Origin of the sequence: Kordiimonas sp. UBA4487 (assembly GCF_002389025.1) — a bacterium.
Lineage (GTDB): Bacteria > Pseudomonadota > Alphaproteobacteria > Sphingomonadales > Kordiimonadaceae > Kordiimonas > Kordiimonas lacus.
In genome coordinates this window covers 76,400-93,462 of the sequence record NZ_DGNR01000003.1, presented here as the reverse complement: position 1 = coordinate 93,462, position 17,063 = coordinate 76,400, and the positions used below count along the sequence as shown (strand labels likewise).

Genomic DNA, 17,063 nt, shown 5'->3' with positions numbered 1-17,063 from the left:
CATGTGTGACCATAATTCAGGAAAAACAGTTATTTTATCTGCCCAAAAGCCAGGATTGCAGATTTTTATGCTGGCTTTGGAGTGCGCGCCAGCAAGCCCCCAAAGACAGGACTTTGCGCAGCAGTTCAGTTGGGCCCCAAAGTGCCCAGCCCCGGCTTGATTACCTGCAGCAGGTGTGTGTCCTTGACCTCTTCCATCACAAAGAAGCTTTGGGTATTGGCCACCTCCGGCATGATGGTCAGCTTCTCGCCCATGAAGCGACGGAATTCCGTCATGTCCTCGGTGCGGATTTTGAGCAGATAGTCAAATCCGCCACCAACCATGTAGCATTCGACGACCTCGTCGAACTTGGCGATCTTCTTTGCGAAACTGTCGAAGACATATTCAGTGGTCCGGTCAAGGCTGACCGTGATGAACGTGACAAAGGCACATTTCAGATGTTCTGGCGACAGAACAGCGTGATAGCCCTTGATATAGCCTTCGCGCTCAAGCCGCCTGACACGGTCAAGGCAAGGTGTTGGGCTAAGGTTGATTGCCTGCGAGAGCGCGGCGTTCGAGATACGCCCCTGCGCCTGCAGAATATCCAATATACGCTTGTCGATAGCATCCAGCTTCTTGGTCATGCTCTGGCCTCACACCCAACTATCATAACGGGTCATGCCAAAGGCCCCCAATTGGCATCACACGCGTCAAACCCTTCAACTTTGCGAACAATATCTTCCTTGCAGCAGAATATGTAACCATTTTTATCGAAAATGAGTTATTTCCTGTCGCGGTTTTCCTGCTTTTCAGCCATTTCTACTGGCCTTAACCCGAACACCATCAAGAAGCCCTGTTCGCAACTTTCCGTGGTGAGACGGTTTGCGCATCCATATTGAGAATATTTCTGTCGGAAATTTCTGACGCAGGCACTGGTTTGCGCACCGCAATCTCATGGGTGTTCTTTACCTCTTCCATGGAAAAATAGCTTTGGGTGCTGGCCAGTTCCGGCATACAGGACAGCTTCTGTGCCATGAAGCGCCGGAATTCCTGCATGTCTGCGGTCCGAACCTTGAGAATATAATCGAACTTGCCGCCGATCATATAACAGGACATGACCTCGTCGAACTTGGCAACCGACTTTGAGAAGCTCTGGAACGCTTCATCAGACGTATGGTGCAGGTTCACAGCCACCAGGGTGATGAAATTACTGTCCAGCAGTTCAGGGCACAGTTCGGCATGATAGCCCCGGATGTAACCCTCACGTTCCAGCCGCCTTACGCGGTCAAGACAAGGGGTGGGGCTGAGGTTGATCGCGGCCGAAAGTGCCGCGTTCGAAATGCGACCATCGCGCTGCAGGATTTCCAGGATGCGTTTATCAATGGCGTCCAGAGGTTTCATTACTCACTCTCCCAGGGTTAACCGGGCGCCTGTCGGCGACCGCACCTTCCCGTGCCTCAACGGCGGTAAAACCAGAACGGCGGGCATCCACCGCGTGAAAAAGCGTGGCGCCTGCCTCAAAATAGGGCGCTTTGATGCGCGAAAGTGGGTCGCTCATAGGTGATTGCACCGGCAGCGGCAGCGCGCCCTCGTCAACGGTGGCCACCCAATCTGCCAGCGCTTTGCCGAAAGCGGTTCCCGGCCCGATACCGCGCCCGCTGAAACCGTAAATGGCCAATCCCCGCTCACCCAGGCTTGTGATTTTGGGCAGATGATCACGCGACATGGCAATCCGGCCGGTCCAGGCGTGCTCAAAATCTGTTCCCGCAAGGCCAGGGAACAATTGCGCGACCTTGCGGCGGGCCCAGGCGCTGTGCGTGCCCCCGCCCATATTGTCCAGATCGCCCACGCCGCCAATCAGCAACCGACCAGCCGCATCCACCCGGAAGGACGTCATCACCAGTCCCGTGTCCCAGCAGCCTTCGCCGCGCGGCAGAATCCGGTTGCGCATGGACGCAGGTATAGGGGCTGTCGCCATCTGGAAGAAGCATACCGGCGTGTAGGGAAAATCATGGGCGCCCCACCGGCTGTAGGCGTTCGTCGCCTGAATGACCGTGTTTGCGGAAACCGAAGCCGTCGGCGTTCGAACCTCCCAACCGTTACCGGCGCGAGACAGCGCCACAGCGGGGCTCTGCTCATATACTCTGACGCCCAATTTTGTTGCCGCACGCGCCAATCCGGCAACGTAGGATTTCGGCTGGATGGTGCCGGCGCGCGGGTCAAAAAGCGCACCAGCATAGGCGCCTGTTCCCGTGCGGCGAGCTGTTTCATCCGCGTCAAGCAAGGATACAACTGCTCCGCGCTCGCGGCGCTGCCGGTAGCGGGACTCGAGATCCTTCATGCCACGTGCGCCAACGGCACAATGCAATGTTCCCTGCTGCACCGCATCACACGGGATGTCATATTTGTCGATGAGATCGAAGACCAGTTCGGGAGCATCTGCCAACACCTGATTAAGCTTGCGCCCAGGCTGTGCGCCCAGCTGCTTTTCCACGTCATCAGGCGGCAACCACAGACCTGAGTTCACCAGACCGACGCTTCGGCCGCTGCCGCCTGCGCCCACCTGCCCAGCCTCCAGAACACAGACGTCCGCGCCAGCTTCCGCCAGATGCAGTGCCGCAGAAAGACCGGTATAGCCGCCGCCGATGATCAAAACGTCGGCGGTTGTGCGCTCACAAAGTTCCGGCGCCGAAAACCCAATGGTTTCCGTTTCCTGCCAAAGGTTCTGTTCCACTGCCCTGGCCATTTCAACCATACTCCACGCACTCGACAGGGCCCAATGCAGGGTCGGATCGATACCTATCCTGCCTACTGACCAATCGCTTTAATTCTAAATCATCATACTTCCTGCTCACCCACATTCCCGTTAACTGCTAGAGCGGAAACCAGTCCAAAACGGCCACGCGCCCTATTTTTCAACAGTTAATGAGGATATACAGGCAATACCAATCCTTCTACTTTCCGGGATTTGACACCTCACCTTGGATATGTTCAAACAAATTGTCAGAATTTAATATGAGTAAATGGAATAATGGGCACCACACGATTTTATCCATCCATCGCCTCATTGCGGGCACTTGAGGCCTTTGAGCGGCTCGGCAGTGTCACCAAGGCGGCGGACGAACTGGCACTGACCCAAAGCGCAGTCAGCCGCCAGTTGCAGACGCTTGAAAACCACGTAAGCGTTTCCATGTTTGTGCGCGACGGCAAGCGAATAGCCCTAACCCCAGCAGCCCTCAACTATGCACGCGACATCAGAACAGCCCTGATGACGATCCAGAATGCGTCCATCCGGCTGAAGGCCAACCCGCAGGGCGGCAGCTTCAACCTGGCGATCCTGCCCTCCTTCAGCGTGCGCTGGCTGGCTCCCAAACTGCCTGATTTTGTCGCCAGGCATCCTGAGGTCACCTTAAACCTTGGGACAAACCTGGAGCCGTTCGATTTCGACACAGAGCCCTATCATGCTGCTATCCATTTCGGCGCGCCGGACTGGCCCGACGCCAACCATATGGAGCTGATGACGGAAACCGTTATTCCGGTAGCCGCGCCAGCCCTGCTGAAGCGGAACCCGACCACATCGGTTGCGGATATTATGGAACAGCCGTTGCTGCACATGAACTCACGCCCCAATGCGTGGGAAGCGTGGTTTCAGATGAATGGCACAGAGCCCACATTGCTGACAGGCCCCCTGTTCGACCAGTTCGCGACCATGACACAGGCCGCCGTGCACGGCTTGGGGTTTGCGCTGTTGCCGGAATATATTATCGAGCGTGAACTTGAAAAAGGCCTTCTGGAAAAGGCCGCGGACGTACCACCTGTCAGCCTGGGCAAATATTATCTAGTCTGGCCCAAGACGATGTCTGAATACCAGCCAACCATAACCTTCAAGAACTGGCTGAGCCGCTATGCGGCCAGCGGCCCTATCACGAGCGCCTAGTGGCTGTACCCGCTACTGTTCGCTGTATTCGATCTGGTGCCTGCTCCCACCACGCCGGAGTGCCAACGGCGGTTTTCAAACATCTGTTGCACGCTGAAAGCCCGCCAGTCGAAATAGGGAATATGGTCTGAAAGGCCTGCGCACCAGGTGCCGGAAAAGCCGCCCAATTGCACAACTGGCAGCTCCAGGTTATGGGCCGCCCGGACCTCCTGCATCACATTGCCGGCCCGGTGCGTATGCTTGCCCACCAGCACGATCAGGCCGTCAACGCGGGCGACGGCACTATTGAGGCTGGAAATGATCTCCGAATGACTATGGCAATAGTCCATCGAATGAGCCGCCACCATTGCACGCTCTTTGTCCTGCGCCAGCTGACGCATGAACTGACGATAGAGGCCACTATCGTGACAAAAATCATATGTCAGGAATATCTTACGCTCTGTCATGTCCCTCTCCTCTGCTTCCCGGCAGGGCGCTGCACAAACGAGCTTTTACGCGCCCCCTGCATTGATCAATGCTAGGAAAAGAAAGGCAGCATGTGGCACTGAATTTAGCGCTGAGGCATTATTTTATCCCGGAAAACAGATGTATTTTGGTTTTTTAGCCTGCCGGCCAACCGTGGGACGTACACAGAAAGTCCCGGAACGCACGGTTCCGAGGTTTGTTTTTGGTTTTGTGGGTAAGATTAGTCTCGTGGCTTTGCTCCTCGTCAGCTCCGCTAGGAACCTTTGGTAAAACAGACAGTTAGTCTGTTTTACCAGGAGCAAAGCCTGGACCCGCCCAACAAAGATTTAAGGCCGACCCCGTGGTGGGGATCGGCCTTAAATTTGGTTGCGGGGGCCCGCATCACCCGGTGGCAGCAACATCTTTTCCAATGCTTTGCGTAGTACTCCGAATTGCAGATTTATCCTGCGACCCTCATGGGGGTTACAAAACCTAAATTCATATGCCGTACTGCAAGGTTGTGGACCATCCGCCGGCGTTCAACCGCCGTGAGATTTATATCCATCGCAGCATAAACTGACCCACCGTGAAGTATCCTCAGCAACTGCGCATATAATATAGGACCCGCTACAGCCCCCACAAAGGGCGCTCCAACCGCTGTATTCGCCAGCTTCACCAGGCCACAAAGCTCCACTCCTCGGGAACTTAGCAATTTATAGCGCTCCGAGGCATCCTTGTCGCCGGAATGATCAACGGCCCAGATATCCCGAGCCTTCCTATTTGCGGGGAAACTGTGAAACCTAAGCGACCGAAAATCATCTTTCGTTCGCCCAATTCCCGCCTCCAAAACCAACGGAAAACCAGGGTGCTCTAATGCTTTGCGAGCCTTCGAGTTGTCCACGCAGCAAACAAGTACCGCCGGATCATCGGGTAGCCTCTTAAAACTACCGTCAAATCGCCGCTCAAGGATAGTTGTGCGGAATCCTGCGTCGTCTAACACCTGAGCCATAGCCCGCGTTTTTCTAACGCCGATCATCTCCACAGTTGACAGAATAGAGGTACTGATGGTGGAGCCTGTGACCTCGTCAAAATCCTGAAGGAGAACATGAACATCTGCTGGATTCTCATACGGCGACATTAGAATAGTCCAAAGGAATGCTTGGCCAAGATGGCCTAGCCCCAATAGCCACATATCAGCAGGTAGTGAAGCAAGGTTCGGTCCGACGGCGTCCTCAGAAAACCAGTCATGGATTCGTTCTGGCTCCCATAGCGACATGCCTGCAAGCCGCCTGCCCGCCGTCGGCTCATGACCCGACAAAAGGGCAAACCCCTCTGCCGCAGCCATTGCCCCACTCAGGACTGCCGCTGGCGCAATCGCCGGCTTCATCGAAATTGGCAGAGGTAAACTGGCCGGCGCAATCCCTCCAGACCAACCAGTAGCAACGGCCCGTATTGTACGATCATGATCTTGCTGTCTTCCTTCACCGAAAACTACCGCCGGAATTAGCGCATCGGGCTCAGCGGGAACTGCGCCCAATGCAATTACCGCGTCGCCCAAAGTTTGAAAACGGGGATATGGTATCTCCAGAGCCACATTCAGGTCGCCGCTGACGGTCACTCCACCCAGAGCAAAACGGCTGGCAGTATTGATGAAGGTCAGCAAAGCAACCTGGTTTGCCGCGCTATTGGTGCGATACTCTGCATGCAACCGATACTGTTGGAGCTTATGGTGCGATTCCTCGAATGAGGCTGCCTCATTCTGATCAAGGAACAGCTTTGCTGTCCGGTTCAAATTGTCGAGTTGATTGTTGAATTCATCGAGATTCATAATTCACCTCAAACAATACAGTGAGCCAATGAAGTTTCGGTGGAGGGCAAGTCGTCCAGTTTTTGGCGCCACAATACCCGTAGACACCGACTTTGGAAAAGTTGAACGGCGATTGGGCAAACTGTGGCAGGATTAGTGCGACATGTCCTTTCATCGAAATCATTGGGTGCTCCTTGTCGGACTTGCTTTGACCAGACCTGCCAGGATGCGTGTGAACGTCTGCGACCACCTGAAGACCGGTTTCGCGACAAACACGCCAAACCTCACTCGTCGCGCTACCTTTTAGGCGGACAATGCCGGTAGAGAGGGCGTCTGGATCGATGTCGTCATAATAGACGGCAAGGCATATCTGTTTTACATCGCCCTTATCTTTACCCAAGAGAAACGCCCCGCTTTCGTGGATACCGCGCCCACGTTTCTTAAGTTGACGGCATATGCACCACCAACGCCAAAGGGAGCATTTGATTAGTGTATCATTTGGCATAGTACCCTCGTCCGTTCAGAAGCCTGTGGATTTCAGAGAGGTACTGCACGAAAGTCCCAGCGGCATCCCATATAAGGTGTGGGTATTGCACTGGCCAATTCCCATGCCCCTCGCGCGAAATGCGGTCAAACGGATGGTAAAGTGCAGAACCGTTTTTCCAGCTCGGGTTGAAAACACTCAGGAAACCTGGGCTACCCTTGGGCCATTCTTCAGGTTTTGGAGCTTGGCTCCTCTCCAAGGACCATAGCCTGGCCGTTGGAGAGGCCTGCGGATATCCTGAGAGATCAAAACGAAACCCTAACTCCGTTTGATCCCGTGCCTTGACTGCAAAGACAGCACTCGGCCACGTCTTGGAAACCAAGCGCCATCTTTGGCGAGCCTCGCCTTCGAAGAATGCAACATGCCTGAGATCGCGTTCAAACTGTGCCTGATCCGGTGCCATTAGCTGGCTCCGTTAATTCTGTCAGTAGGCACAAGGTCGAATTCGATTTTACAATCGGGGCACCCCACAAGGCTACCGACATGTGTCGACGAGTCAGGTTTCTCATCCGTGCCTGAAATCTGCAGGCCCAGTTCGATCGCATCTTCATCACATATCCCAAATTCTTTTTCGACCCACTTTTGGATGCGAGCCAACGTCGCACCCGGACCAAAGTGATGCTCGACTTGGTGTCCGCTATAGTTGATCACAACAGACACATGCCTGCAGCGGTTACGATGGATGAACCGGGCGTGATGACCATGACAACCAATCTTGTGGTCAAAATCCAGCGGGTCGTCAGCATCTTCGTCAAAGAAGAGAATATCTTCCTCTTCATCAAGTAGCTTTTTCAAATCCGAAATTGTCGTATCGGGATCAAGCTGGCGATGGTCAACTTCCGACGCGCCACCACGCTTGATAAAGATATCTATCTTTTGCATTTCAATTACTCCGTTATTTTGACCGAACTCACCGGCCTCTATTTGGGTAATCCTGAAATGCTGGAAAAAACGTCCGGAGTTATTTTTCGTGACCTGTACCGGGACATGCAAAGAAATAAGGGCAGCGTATACAAACCCGCCTATCCGGCGTGGGGTGGAGATTCCCTGATTTCATATCCTCTAGCACTTGCCCTGCAAGCGATCTCGCCTTGTCGAGTGTTGTAGCTCTGGTATTGCGCTCTACAATTTTACGATCAGAAACATGCGCTATTTGAACAGTGGCGGAGGCCCCATAGGTTTCATGGGCAGCAATTTTCTTTAGACGGTCGGCATGATAGTCGCCAGACTTGCTACTGGACGAACCAGCTTCGATAAACCGAGCAATAGTTTGGCCTCCGCCAACTCTGACCAGAGGTGGATTGACCTTAAACTGTCCCCCAGGCAGATCGACAATCAACTCACTATCATGCTGATACTGAAATCCAGATGTTAGGTTTTGCAGGGAACTGATTTGACGACTTGCAAGCACGCGGTAATTCGCCTCAAGCGGATTCCCTACCGGTCCTCTTTTCGACCACATATCATTGGTGGCATCAGCCAGCGCTGCTTCGATGTCGCTTTGCGATAGTATTGACGGTAGACGGTCTATTACTCCATAGACGACGGAGGTTGTACGCAAGAACGGGCTCTCATGGCGTCGAGTTCGAATTCCCATGCCCCGTCGATAAACAATTTTCAACGGACACTGCTCGTAATCTCTCAAGTCTTGGGCAGACAGTGCCTCAATGGCCTCACAGGCAGGTTTAAGATCGGCGGCAGTGCTAGGTTTCTTAGACACTTCAACAAAGCGTTCCGGGCATTTAATGCGATCCAAAAATCGAGAGCGCGTCCGGGCGGTGGTGTTCACCCTGTTTGAGCGATAAAGGCGGAGATATTGCTCAGCACGAGAAATGGCAACGAAGAACTGACACTCCCTTTCTTCAAGGTATGAAGCGTTCAGTTCTTGTTCGTCATCGATGCCTGGAGGGATGGGCTTCTTGTCCGATCTAGCCTTTCCGGGAAACGTTTCTTGGTTCATATCCAAAATGTGAACCGCCTTAAACTCCAGCCCCTTCGCTCCATGAATTGTCATCAAACGCACAGCATCGACACCATCATCAACAGGCGCTTCTTTAAAGCCTTTATCCTCTTTCAAAATCATAATCGAGCGAACGCGCTCAAGAACACCAGAAGCGGTCAGCGGTCTTCCGAGAAGGTCCCGGTCTCTAATTACCTCAAACAGCCTAAGTATCGCTGCCTTGCTGAGGTTTGACGCCACGTCATCCTTAGCCGCAAGTGTTCGTAGATAGTCAGTCCTATCAAGCAACCACGTCAGGATCAGATCATAGGCATTGGATTCTTTTGAAAACCCGTCGATCTGGTGACGAAGAGCGCCAAGTGACTTCTTGCCGGAGTCAGAAATACCTTTCACTTGCGACAGGTCGGCCAGCAGTTCGATAAAAGGTTTTTCGGCTTCCTGCGAAGCTCTCAAGCAGTTTCGAATATCATCAGAACTGAGTTGCGTGCCTGCAATTTTTCCAATTCTCGCTAGGCCAGTCCCAACCGGCTCGGCGACGATAGAAAGTACGGACAGCAAATCACGTACTTCTTCCCGTTCGAAGAAGCTACCCAGGTGAACAGTAGGAATTCCGGCATTGGCCAATATTGAGGCAACTTCATCGAGACGGTCGTTCGTAGGGGAGAGAATAACCTGCTCTGATAATTTCACCCCTCCTTCAACAAAGGTCAGAATTTCAGCTGCAACGGCCACGCCAACGTCGCGGACGCTATCCGTCACAAGCGTGCAGGGCATATCCGAAGATTCTGGCCCCTGAGACACCGCATTGTAGGGCAAACTTTTATTATGCCCTGCCTTCATGTCCGCAGCGAAAGCCCGACAAGCGGCAACTACCGGCTCAGAAGAACGATAGTTGAAATCAAGGGGGCTTCTCGTGCTTCCAGGAAAGTCTTCCTCAAACAACGCCATATTGCGTGAAGAAGCACCTCTGAATCGATAGATAGATTGCCGTGCATCGCCAACCACCCACAAGCGGGAACCTTCACGAAAAAAGGCTTTCAGCATTTCCGCGCTTGCTCGGTTGACGTCCTGATACTCGTCAACCAACACTTCCTTATATCGTTCCGCCTCTAACCTTCGAATTTCATCATTTCGAGACATCAGTAACGTAGGCAGCATGACGAGATCGGCAAAATCGACCAAGCCATGATCGCGTTTTGCCTGTTCGTACACTTCATACACGCGCCCGGCTTCATCTGCACGCTCAGCGGCAATCTGATCAACACCAGTCGCCAACGCATCCAGCGCGAGTTGCTGAAATTTCGGGACTTCTACCAGTTCATCCTTTGCCCTTGAGATCGCATCCAGAATTTCGTCAAGTTGCGATGCAGGTGAACGAAGGTCGTGAAAGTGGTTCAGATCCATAATCGGGAGGCGGTCTACCAGCAGCTCAAGCGCCTCTGTTTTGCCAATGAGACGGGGACTTGGCGGCAATCCCAAGACATCATAGTGCCTCTTGATCAGTTCATAACCAAATGCATGGAAGGTTCCACTCCACAACTGCAAGGCCGCTTGTGGGTCCTTTTGGGCAATTCGACCCGAAAGCTCCGCGGCAGCCTTATTAGAAAAAGTGAGAGCTAGGATCTGGCTTGATGGAATCTTCTCGGACAGCAACCAGTTAACTCTCTTAACGAGCGTTCTCGTCTTTCCAGAGCCAGGCCCAGCCTCCAGCAAAAATGCCTGACCGCTTTGTTCAGCCGCTAGATCCTGACTCTTATCCTCGATTAGCGCCTTAAGTTCTTCAGTCGGCGCTTCCTTTTCAGTGTTCTTTTCAGGCGTTTCATTCGTCAGGAGCGCATCAACCAATTGCAGCCGGACGACAGCAGGATCAAGCGCCAGATGGTTTGCAATCTCACCCGCACTTAATCCTTGTGCCAAGAACAGATCGCGTGCGAGTTCTCGGGGGAGCAGAAATTCACGGGCAAAGACATTGGCCTGCAATTCCCGGCGCTCTCGTGGGCCGTATGCATTGGCACGGGCGAGCGCGCCTTCTTCTTGCATGGTGACATCAATAGAATCCGCTGCACAAGCGTGTTCAGATTGATGAACAACGATATGGCCGAACTCGTGGGAGAGTAATTCAGCCGTACGACCTACGCTGACATCGTTGCGAATGAGAATGCAGTCAAATACCGGTACATATTTAGCATCACTGCCATCAAGCTGCGTTTCGTCGGGGGAGACAAATTGTACGCTGATCCCCTTACCCTTCAGTGCTTCCTGAATGAGATCAAACGGACGCAGACTTTGATCCGGGCTTGCAGCTCTGCGGCTGGCCCTGGCAGCTTCTTTGACAAGTTGAAATGAGTCCAGCAGACTACTACCTCCCCTGCTCACTTAACTTGCGTGCGTCATCAAGCCATTCCTGCTTCAAGCGTTCGGGAACGGATGACCTTTCTAAAGCTTCTACGAAGTTCTCTTTCTGACGAGTTTTAGGTTTAGCTTTTGAGCTATACTCGGCCGGCATAACGCCGGCTGAGCCTGCAAGATATTGCTCAACGGCCAGAAACGAAGTCCCCCAAAGATCAGCCAAAAACTGGACAAAAGACTTAGGAAACGGAGCTTCCAACGTTCGCTGTGCCAGCTTCATAACAAATGCAAAATCACCCCCGAAGACAGGGACAAATTTTTTCCATACCGCCGGCTGCCTAAGGAATTCCGCACCATCTTGACTCTTTGTTTCCAACTGACGCTTATAAAGTTCATTCTGATATATGCTGTCCATTTTACTTTTAAGGTGACGGATATCGACAGAACGCTTCTCCGCCTCTTCTTCCAAACGCTGCTCCTCAATTTTTTCAGCGATCCTGGCAAGAAGTTTCGGCTGATCTGCAGTTTTGATCGAATGCATCGCCACAGCGACATTTTCAGCGGACACCCCTTGATCCAGAAGTTCGTCCACCAAGTTTTCTATTTTCAAATCAACGTTTTTCATGGTTCGCCACTTTCTCTTTGATCGGGTTAAGCTTTGACACGACGCTGTCCCGGAGCTCAAAGACTTTTGTGCGGGAAAAACCTGTAATACTGACCAGATCAATCGTCCCTTTTTTGCTGCATAAGGGTACACCTTTGTGAGACAGAATTGCGAAGAGGAGCTTTAGCTCGTCGTCAGTTAACTTCTTTCTGGCTATCGCTTTTAGCAAAACCTCATCCTCGAAGCTTTCCACATCACCAATATGTTCTCTCAATTCATCAGCTGATAACTTGACCCCATGACGATTAAGACCGGCGAGTTCTTCTGAAACAATTTCGTTCTCGTATCTATTTTTGATTTTTTTATAGGCATTGTTAGCTTTATTTTTAAGTGATCCAAAAAAATCCACTTCCCAATAGTCTATTGCATCTTGTCCCACCAAATCTCGGATAAACAAAGACACAGCATCGGTGATGATCTGATCACGAAATGATTCAGGAACTCCCGAAAATTTCTTGCCTAGGAATCTTAAGGCTCGCTCGTATGCGATACCGGCAAGAACATCACTCATCTGTTGCTTTCCTTCGACACGGAACCGGCGCACCAATCGCACCACAGCTTGGGCGGGAAAGGATCTGGCTTCAGCGCGGGCAATTAGTTCATCTTCGCTAAGCGAACTTGCCCACAGAAGGGCTTTTTCAACCTTCTGTGGGTGAACAAATCTAGATGCTTCGGATTTATCATCCATCTTTTAAAACTCCGGAATCAGTCGTGTCAGATTGTTAATCCGCCGCGCCCAGAAAAAACGTCCGGAAAAATCCAAAATAAAAATTACAAACTCAATACAATCAGACAAATCACCGTTAAGCGAATGAAAAAACATACCTATAGGCAACACGCTACAATCGAAAGCTTTACCAAGATCAACCCAAAATTACAACGATACGGATAACCCGAAAAAGGGCGCTTTCACCTTCCCATACGCACCATGGTCACCTCTCCTGCCCGGCGTCACGCTCGACCTCCAGTGCCTTGCGTGCCCGCTTGAACCCGTGATCGGTCGCCAGAAATGCCTCAAGCATGAAAGGTATGAGCTCAGCAACGCCCTCCTTGCGTCCATGTACGCGCTCATAGAGAATGGCATAATCGTCCAGCGCGGCCTTGAGGTCGGGGCTGGCGGTGAAGCTGATGCGTTTGACCTCACGATCAGGCAAGCGGTCGAGTTTGAGGGTCATGAACGGTCTCCATTGAAAGGCTTAATGGTCAGGTTCTCCGTGACGATGACGGTGAGCGGCCAACCGGGCCGCACCGTGAGTGTGGGTTTCATGCCAAGGGCACGGTCGACAACCCTGTCACCCGCATCGGACGTGCTCTCCTGCAGCAAACGCCTGAGGGCTGCGAGAGTGTCGCTTTCATCGTTCCCAAAAGTCAGTTCGCTGCCGACTCCGAGCAGGCTCGCGAGCGCGATGCCTTTCACCATCTCAAAACCATGATATTCGACATCATCCTCAACCCCGGCATATCCGGCACGGTCGGATGCCTTGAGCCCACCCAGGTCCAGCGAGGTGCCGTCCGGAAGGATCAATCGGTCCCAGACGAGCATCACCCGCCGGTCACCGAAAACAGCACCGCTGTCATACCGCCCGATCAGCCGCGCCCCTTGCGGGATCAGCAGATGCCGACCGGTAACGCTATCATAAACTGGCGAGGTGACCTGTGCCACCACCGGACCTGGCCGATCGGACTGAATGCCGGACACAAGGCTCGCCGAAATGACGGTGCCCGCGAACAGCTTATAGGTCGACAGCTCCGCCCTGCCCCCCGATCCCTGAGGTAGTCGTGGCTCTGCTGGAGTGGTACCTTCCACCTCATTATCGCCCGCCACACTCGTGCGCTTGAAAAACACCCCGGACTCCAGCGCCTGCTCGGCCCGTTTGGCGGCACGAATACGAGCCGCGCGATCAGCGTCCGCCACCGGGTCCGGCCGGAACGGCAAGCGGCCGTCCGCTTCTGCCTCTGCCTTGAGGATAGTGCCACCAAGGTCGCCCGGCAGCGGCGGTCCGAGTTGGATCACCGGCTCGGCATCCAGTTTGATATCGCTGTAGCGCGACGGCAGTTGATCGATGGCCTCGGGGGGCCGGGCCGTCTCAACCTCCAGGGGCGCAGACACCCGCTCCCTTGGCGGCTTCGGCGCCAGCGCTACCATCAGAAGCGAAAAGAGCGTGAGCATACCGCCGCCGACGGCGATCAACACTGCGCGTTTGCGCACCCGAAGTCCCCGCCTCAACGGAACCCGCAGCCGCAGGTTCTCTCGAGGATCGGGGCGATGTGGTTCGTCTTCCCGTTTCTGACTGAAGAGATCGTCACTCATTCTGCCCTCCCCTCGCGAATGATGCGCACGACCTGCTGCGGGTGTTCGCCAAACCTGAGTTCGGCGGCGCCAAACAACCGGTCGACAATATAAGTGCGCCCTCGCACCCGGTAATTGACGAGTGCGGCCTTGCCGTCCTCCCCAAGGATAAAGAGCGGCGGCGCGTCGCCCTGGTCGAGCCGGGTGGGGAACTGGATATAGACTTTGTGGGTATCATCGAACGCCCGAAGTGGTCGCCAGGGTGGGCTATCGCCCTCGATCCGGTAGCGGAAGCGCAAACGGTCGAGACTGACGCCGTTCGCCACCGTCACGTCCGCGGTCTCTGCTGCGGCCTTGTTACGGCGCTCAAGCGCCAGCAGCTCATCCTGCGGATAGGTCCAGGCGAGAGACGCCATCCAGGTCTTCTCGGTGCTCGTGAGCTCCAGATGGTAGCTGCGCCGGTCACTTATGACGATCAGATTGGTCTCGAGCCCCACCTTGACTGGCTTGACGAGAATATGCACCCGCGTGCTCACGCCTGTGCCACTCACCGTATCACCGATGACCCAGCGCAGGGTATCCCCGGCCGACACCGAGACCAGATGTTCGCCGACTTCGAGCATGATGGCACTCACCTGGCCAGGGGATGTGTACAGCCTGTAGAGCGCGCCCTCCATATAGGGATAGACCTGACGGGCATTGATATAGCCATCCCTGTCCGGCTCCATCAGCGCCTCTCCTCGCACGGTATCCGCCTCTACAAGGGGATTGCCAGCCGGTTTCGGCGCTGCGCCCACCGTCGTTGCGAGCAAAGGCTTGAGTTGGCCCGGCAGCGGCAGTGGCGTCGGCACAGAGACAATCTCGATCGGGCGCGGCAGCGCCGCCTCCCGCGTGGCCGGCACAAAATCCTCGCTGTCATAAAGAGGTTCCTCAATGCGCTTACCGGCACAGGCCGAAAGGGTCACGGAGAGAAGCGGTATCAGAATAAGGAGGGATGCTGTCGTATGTCGCATGGTGCGTTCCTTTATTTTTGGGGATCTGTGTTTTGGGGCTCTGCCGGATCGGGCGTAAAATCCCGGCTCCAGCTCAGGCTCGACACATAGATGCCGAGCGGGTTTTTACTGAGGGTGACCGCGTCCGTCGGCAGCTCGATCGTCACGCCAGCGAGCGCCCGGTGTAGGCTGGTGCTATCGAGACGGCCTTGCTGGTACCGCCTCTCCCGCCAGCGCACATCAAAGCTGTGCTTCGACGCCCGCACTACGCTCAAGACCTCCACATCGACACTCTCTTCGCCCACACGGGCAAAGGGGTCATGCGCGCGGGCATAGTCCCCAAGCGTGCGCGCTGCCGCACCGCGCGCGGTCTCATAGGCGCGGAGCCAGTTACGCCTGAGGACAATGGGGTCGGTCGGTTTGGCGCGCACATCCTCGATGAAGTGCGCAAGATGCCAGGCGATGGCCGCCTCCGAGGGTTCATAAGTGCCGTCCACAGGCATGACCCGATGCGGTGCCCCGAGCCGATCCAGCTCAACCACATAGGGCGTGACACTCGATCGCCCCGCCTGCCACAGGAGGCCGCCTGCCATCAGGCCAGCAAGGCCAAGGCATCCGAACGCCATCAGGCGCCAGTTCCGCGCCTGCACGCGGGACGTGCCCATGCGCTCATCCCAGACCTGGGCCGCTTTTTGGTACGGCGTTACCGGGTCGTCCGATTTGCCGTAAGACAGGGCCGTTCGTTTGAACATCAGTCCTCCTCCCTGAGTTTGGGGTTTTCACCATGACCGGGGCGGTCACCGTCCCGAACCGTGTGGGCTGTCACGCTCGCTCCTTCGCGCAGCCGCTGTTCGCGCTTTAGCTTTTCGGCCCAGGCCGGCGCATTCGGTCGACCTGCAGAGCTCAGTGAAGATGGTGGCATTTCAGCTTCAACGCCGTCACGACTGCCACCTGTCGCCTCATAAGCGGCGCGTTCACCTCGCCTGTAGGCATCGCACACGCCAGCCGTCATGCGGTTCATGCTGTTGCTGGCGGCTGACTTCAATCCGGCGCCGCCGGCTTTCAGGGCACCACCCATCCCGGCTCGCACCCCGGCGATACCGCTCTCGCCCGAAGTCGCCCGCGCGAGACCGTAAGCCGCCCGGGCACCACCGGCGGTGCTGGCTGCAGCTTTGGTCGCGGCCATCGCGCTACCGGCAAGAAGCTTGGCGCCGCCCACAGCCGCTCCGGCCACGGCCATGCCGCCGAGTGCTAGCCCCGCCGCCGACCCGACGGCCGCCCCGGCGCCGAGCTGCGGTGCGCCGGACACCAGCCCCGCCGCGACACCTGGGCCGAAGATGCCGAGCATGAACAGGCTGAGCGCGCCGAGGATCAAGGACGCGGCTTCGGCGAGCGTCACTTCTTCGCCCGCCAGCGGTGCGGTGAAGAGCGAAAACAGGGTCGAGCCGATGCCGACAATGGTCGCGAGCACCATCATCTTGATACCCGACGAGATCACATTGCCGAGCACCCGCTCGGCCAGGAAAGCGCTCTTGTTCCAAAGCGCAAAGGGGATGAGCACAAAACCCGCAAGGGTGGTGAGCTTATATTCAAGGATGGTGATGAAGAGCTGGATCGACAGGATGAAAAAGGCAAGGAGCACGATCACCCAGGCGAGCATCAGGATGACGATGGTGATGAAATTCTCGAAGAAGGCGATGGGCCCCAGAAGCTTGGCCACCTCGTCGAGAAGCGGCAGCGCCGCATCAAAGCCGGTGGCGGCAACAAATCCTGGCCGCATGAGATCGTGTGCTGTGATCCCCGTCCCGGTGGCCTTGAGCCCGAGGGCGGTGAAGCTTTCGAACACCACCCGCCCGAGCATGTCGAAATTGTCGATCAGGAAGGCAAAAGCGCCCACATAAAGCACTTTCTTTAGGAAAGCCGGGATAACCGCTTTGTCGTCAGCGAGCGCCCAGAAGAGCCCGGCAAGCGTGATATCGATCCCGATCAGGATCCGGGTCAGGGTCGCCACATCGCCTTTGAGCAGCCCGAAACCGCTGTCGATATAGGCCGTGAAGGTGGCAAGGAACCGGTCGATAATGCCGAGATCGTCCATGC

Annotated in this window: 17 protein-coding genes; 1 reads left to right on the top strand and 16 read right to left on the bottom strand. The window is 55.0% G+C overall.

Annotated elements, in window-relative coordinates:
- Positions 1 to 125: 125 nt before the first annotated feature.
- From B3Z17_RS01785 to B3Z17_RS01775, 3 genes are all read right to left on the bottom strand, one after another.
- Complete coding sequence (locus B3Z17_RS01785; protein WP_068305331.1) at positions 126 to 623, bottom strand: Lrp/AsnC ligand binding domain-containing protein; 498 nt, start codon at positions 621 to 623, stop codon at positions 126 to 128.
- A gap of 199 nt (positions 624 to 822) precedes the next feature.
- Entirely contained in the window at positions 823 to 1,380 is a 558-nt protein-coding gene (locus B3Z17_RS01780; RefSeq protein ID WP_286828333.1) for an Lrp/AsnC ligand binding domain-containing protein, read from the bottom strand.
- Positions 1,358 to 2,725 carry an NAD(P)/FAD-dependent oxidoreductase gene (locus B3Z17_RS01775; protein WP_286828332.1) on the bottom strand — a complete coding sequence of 456 codons (1,368 nt, stop codon included), beginning with the start codon at positions 2,723 to 2,725 and terminating at the stop codon, positions 1,358 to 1,360. Before B3Z17_RS01775 ends, B3Z17_RS01780 begins: the two co-directional genes overlap by 23 nt.
- 285 nt (positions 2,726 to 3,010) lie before the next feature.
- Here B3Z17_RS01775 and B3Z17_RS01770 point away from each other — a divergent pair, with 285 nt between their 5' ends.
- Entirely contained in the window at positions 3,011 to 3,916 is a 906-nt protein-coding gene (locus tag B3Z17_RS01770; RefSeq protein WP_286828331.1) for a LysR family transcriptional regulator, read from the top strand.
- On the opposite strand, the gene B3Z17_RS01765 is transcribed toward B3Z17_RS01770, so the two are convergent.
- From B3Z17_RS01765 to trbL, 13 genes are all read right to left on the bottom strand, one after another.
- Positions 3,913 to 4,362: a TIR domain-containing protein gene (locus B3Z17_RS01765; protein ID WP_286828330.1), complete on the bottom strand. Its 450-nt coding sequence runs from the start codon at positions 4,360 to 4,362 to the stop codon at positions 3,913 to 3,915. The genes B3Z17_RS01770 and B3Z17_RS01765 overlap by 4 nt on opposite strands.
- A gap of 458 nt (positions 4,363 to 4,820) precedes the next feature.
- Positions 4,821 to 6,188, bottom strand: a complete 1,368-nt coding sequence (locus B3Z17_RS01760) for a hypothetical protein (protein ID WP_286828329.1) — start codon at positions 6,186 to 6,188, stop codon at positions 4,821 to 4,823.
- A complete protein-coding gene (locus B3Z17_RS01755; protein WP_286828328.1) occupies positions 6,175 to 6,567 on the bottom strand; it encodes a hypothetical protein in 393 nt (130 codons plus the stop codon). The genes B3Z17_RS01760 and B3Z17_RS01755 overlap by 14 nt, the downstream gene beginning before the upstream one ends.
- A gap of 94 nt (positions 6,568 to 6,661) precedes the next feature.
- Positions 6,662 to 7,114 carry a DUF7665 family protein gene (locus B3Z17_RS19675; RefSeq protein ID WP_422653748.1) on the bottom strand — a complete coding sequence of 151 codons (453 nt, stop codon included), beginning with the start codon at positions 7,112 to 7,114 and terminating at the stop codon, positions 6,662 to 6,664.
- Positions 7,114 to 7,593 carry a hypothetical protein gene (locus B3Z17_RS01750; RefSeq protein WP_286828327.1) on the bottom strand — a complete coding sequence of 160 codons (480 nt, stop codon included), beginning with the start codon at positions 7,591 to 7,593 and terminating at the stop codon, positions 7,114 to 7,116. The genes B3Z17_RS19675 and B3Z17_RS01750 overlap by 1 nt, the downstream gene beginning before the upstream one ends.
- Positions 7,594 to 7,672: 79 nt before the next feature.
- A complete protein-coding gene (locus tag B3Z17_RS01745; RefSeq protein ID WP_286828326.1) occupies positions 7,673 to 11,047 on the bottom strand; it encodes a UvrD-helicase domain-containing protein in 3,375 nt (1,124 codons plus the stop codon).
- Positions 11,031 to 11,645, bottom strand: a complete 615-nt coding sequence (locus B3Z17_RS01740; protein WP_286828325.1) for a hypothetical protein — start codon at positions 11,643 to 11,645, stop codon at positions 11,031 to 11,033. Before B3Z17_RS01740 ends, B3Z17_RS01745 begins: the two co-directional genes overlap by 17 nt.
- On the bottom strand, positions 11,632 to 12,372 hold the full coding sequence (locus tag B3Z17_RS01735) for a hypothetical protein (protein ID WP_286828324.1): 741 nt from the start codon (positions 12,370 to 12,372) through the stop codon (positions 11,632 to 11,634). Before B3Z17_RS01735 ends, B3Z17_RS01740 begins: the two co-directional genes overlap by 14 nt.
- A gap of 244 nt (positions 12,373 to 12,616) precedes the next feature.
- Positions 12,617 to 12,859 carry a DUF2274 domain-containing protein gene (locus B3Z17_RS01730; protein WP_286828323.1) on the bottom strand — a complete coding sequence of 81 codons (243 nt, stop codon included), beginning with the start codon at positions 12,857 to 12,859 and terminating at the stop codon, positions 12,617 to 12,619.
- Positions 12,856 to 13,995 (bottom strand): TrbI/VirB10 family protein, encoded by a 1,140-nt coding sequence (locus tag B3Z17_RS01725; protein WP_286828322.1) that lies wholly within the window; start codon positions 13,993 to 13,995, stop codon positions 12,856 to 12,858. The genes B3Z17_RS01730 and B3Z17_RS01725 overlap by 4 nt, the downstream gene beginning before the upstream one ends.
- Positions 13,992 to 14,987 carry a P-type conjugative transfer protein TrbG gene (trbG, locus tag B3Z17_RS01720; protein WP_286828321.1) on the bottom strand — a complete coding sequence of 332 codons (996 nt, stop codon included), beginning with the start codon at positions 14,985 to 14,987 and terminating at the stop codon, positions 13,992 to 13,994. Before trbG ends, B3Z17_RS01725 begins: the two co-directional genes overlap by 4 nt.
- Positions 14,988 to 14,998: 11 nt before the next feature.
- Positions 14,999 to 15,718 (bottom strand): conjugal transfer protein TrbF, encoded by a 720-nt coding sequence (gene trbF, locus B3Z17_RS01715; RefSeq protein WP_286828320.1) that lies wholly within the window; start codon positions 15,716 to 15,718, stop codon positions 14,999 to 15,001.
- On the bottom strand, positions 15,718 to 17,061 hold the full coding sequence (trbL, locus tag B3Z17_RS01710) for a P-type conjugative transfer protein TrbL (protein ID WP_286828319.1): 1,344 nt from the start codon (positions 17,059 to 17,061) through the stop codon (positions 15,718 to 15,720). Before trbL ends, trbF begins: the two co-directional genes overlap by 1 nt.
- Between the last annotated feature and the right edge of the window lie 2 nt (positions 17,062 to 17,063).

Excerpts from the sequence above, each read along its gene's own strand:
- B3Z17_RS01785 (WP_068305331.1), bottom strand. The coding sequence starts at position 623 with ATGACCAAGAAGCTGGATGCTATCGACAAGCGTATATTGGATATTCTG.
- B3Z17_RS01780 (WP_286828333.1), bottom strand. The coding sequence starts at position 1,380 with ATGAAACCTCTGGACGCCATTGATAAACGCATCCTGGAAATCCTGCAG.
- B3Z17_RS01775 (WP_286828332.1), bottom strand. The coding sequence starts at position 2,725 with ATGGCCAGGGCAGTGGAACAGAACCTTTGGCAGGAAACGGAAACCATT.
- B3Z17_RS01770 (WP_286828331.1), top strand. The coding sequence starts at position 3,011 with ATGGGCACCACACGATTTTATCCATCCATCGCCTCATTGCGGGCACTT.
- B3Z17_RS01765 (WP_286828330.1), bottom strand. The coding sequence starts at position 4,362 with ATGACAGAGCGTAAGATATTCCTGACATATGATTTTTGTCACGATAGT.
- B3Z17_RS01760 (WP_286828329.1), bottom strand. The coding sequence starts at position 6,188 with ATGAATCTCGATGAATTCAACAATCAACTCGACAATTTGAACCGGACA.
- B3Z17_RS19675 (WP_422653748.1), bottom strand. The coding sequence starts at position 7,114 with ATGGCACCGGATCAGGCACAGTTTGAACGCGATCTCAGGCATGTTGCA.
- B3Z17_RS01750 (WP_286828327.1), bottom strand. The coding sequence starts at position 7,593 with ATGCAAAAGATAGATATCTTTATCAAGCGTGGTGGCGCGTCGGAAGTT.
- B3Z17_RS01740 (WP_286828325.1), bottom strand. The coding sequence starts at position 11,645 with ATGAAAAACGTTGATTTGAAAATAGAAAACTTGGTGGACGAACTTCTG.
- B3Z17_RS01735 (WP_286828324.1), bottom strand. The coding sequence starts at position 12,372 with ATGGATGATAAATCCGAAGCATCTAGATTTGTTCACCCACAGAAGGTT.
- B3Z17_RS01730 (WP_286828323.1), bottom strand. The coding sequence starts at position 12,859 with ATGACCCTCAAACTCGACCGCTTGCCTGATCGTGAGGTCAAACGCATC.
- B3Z17_RS01725 (WP_286828322.1), bottom strand. The coding sequence starts at position 13,995 with ATGAGTGACGATCTCTTCAGTCAGAAACGGGAAGACGAACCACATCGC.
- trbG (WP_286828321.1), bottom strand. The coding sequence starts at position 14,987 with ATGCGACATACGACAGCATCCCTCCTTATTCTGATACCGCTTCTCTCC.
- trbF (WP_286828320.1), bottom strand. The coding sequence starts at position 15,718 with ATGTTCAAACGAACGGCCCTGTCTTACGGCAAATCGGACGACCCGGTA.
- trbL (WP_286828319.1), bottom strand. The coding sequence starts at position 17,061 with ATGGACGATCTCGGCATTATCGACCGGTTCCTTGCCACCTTCACGGCC.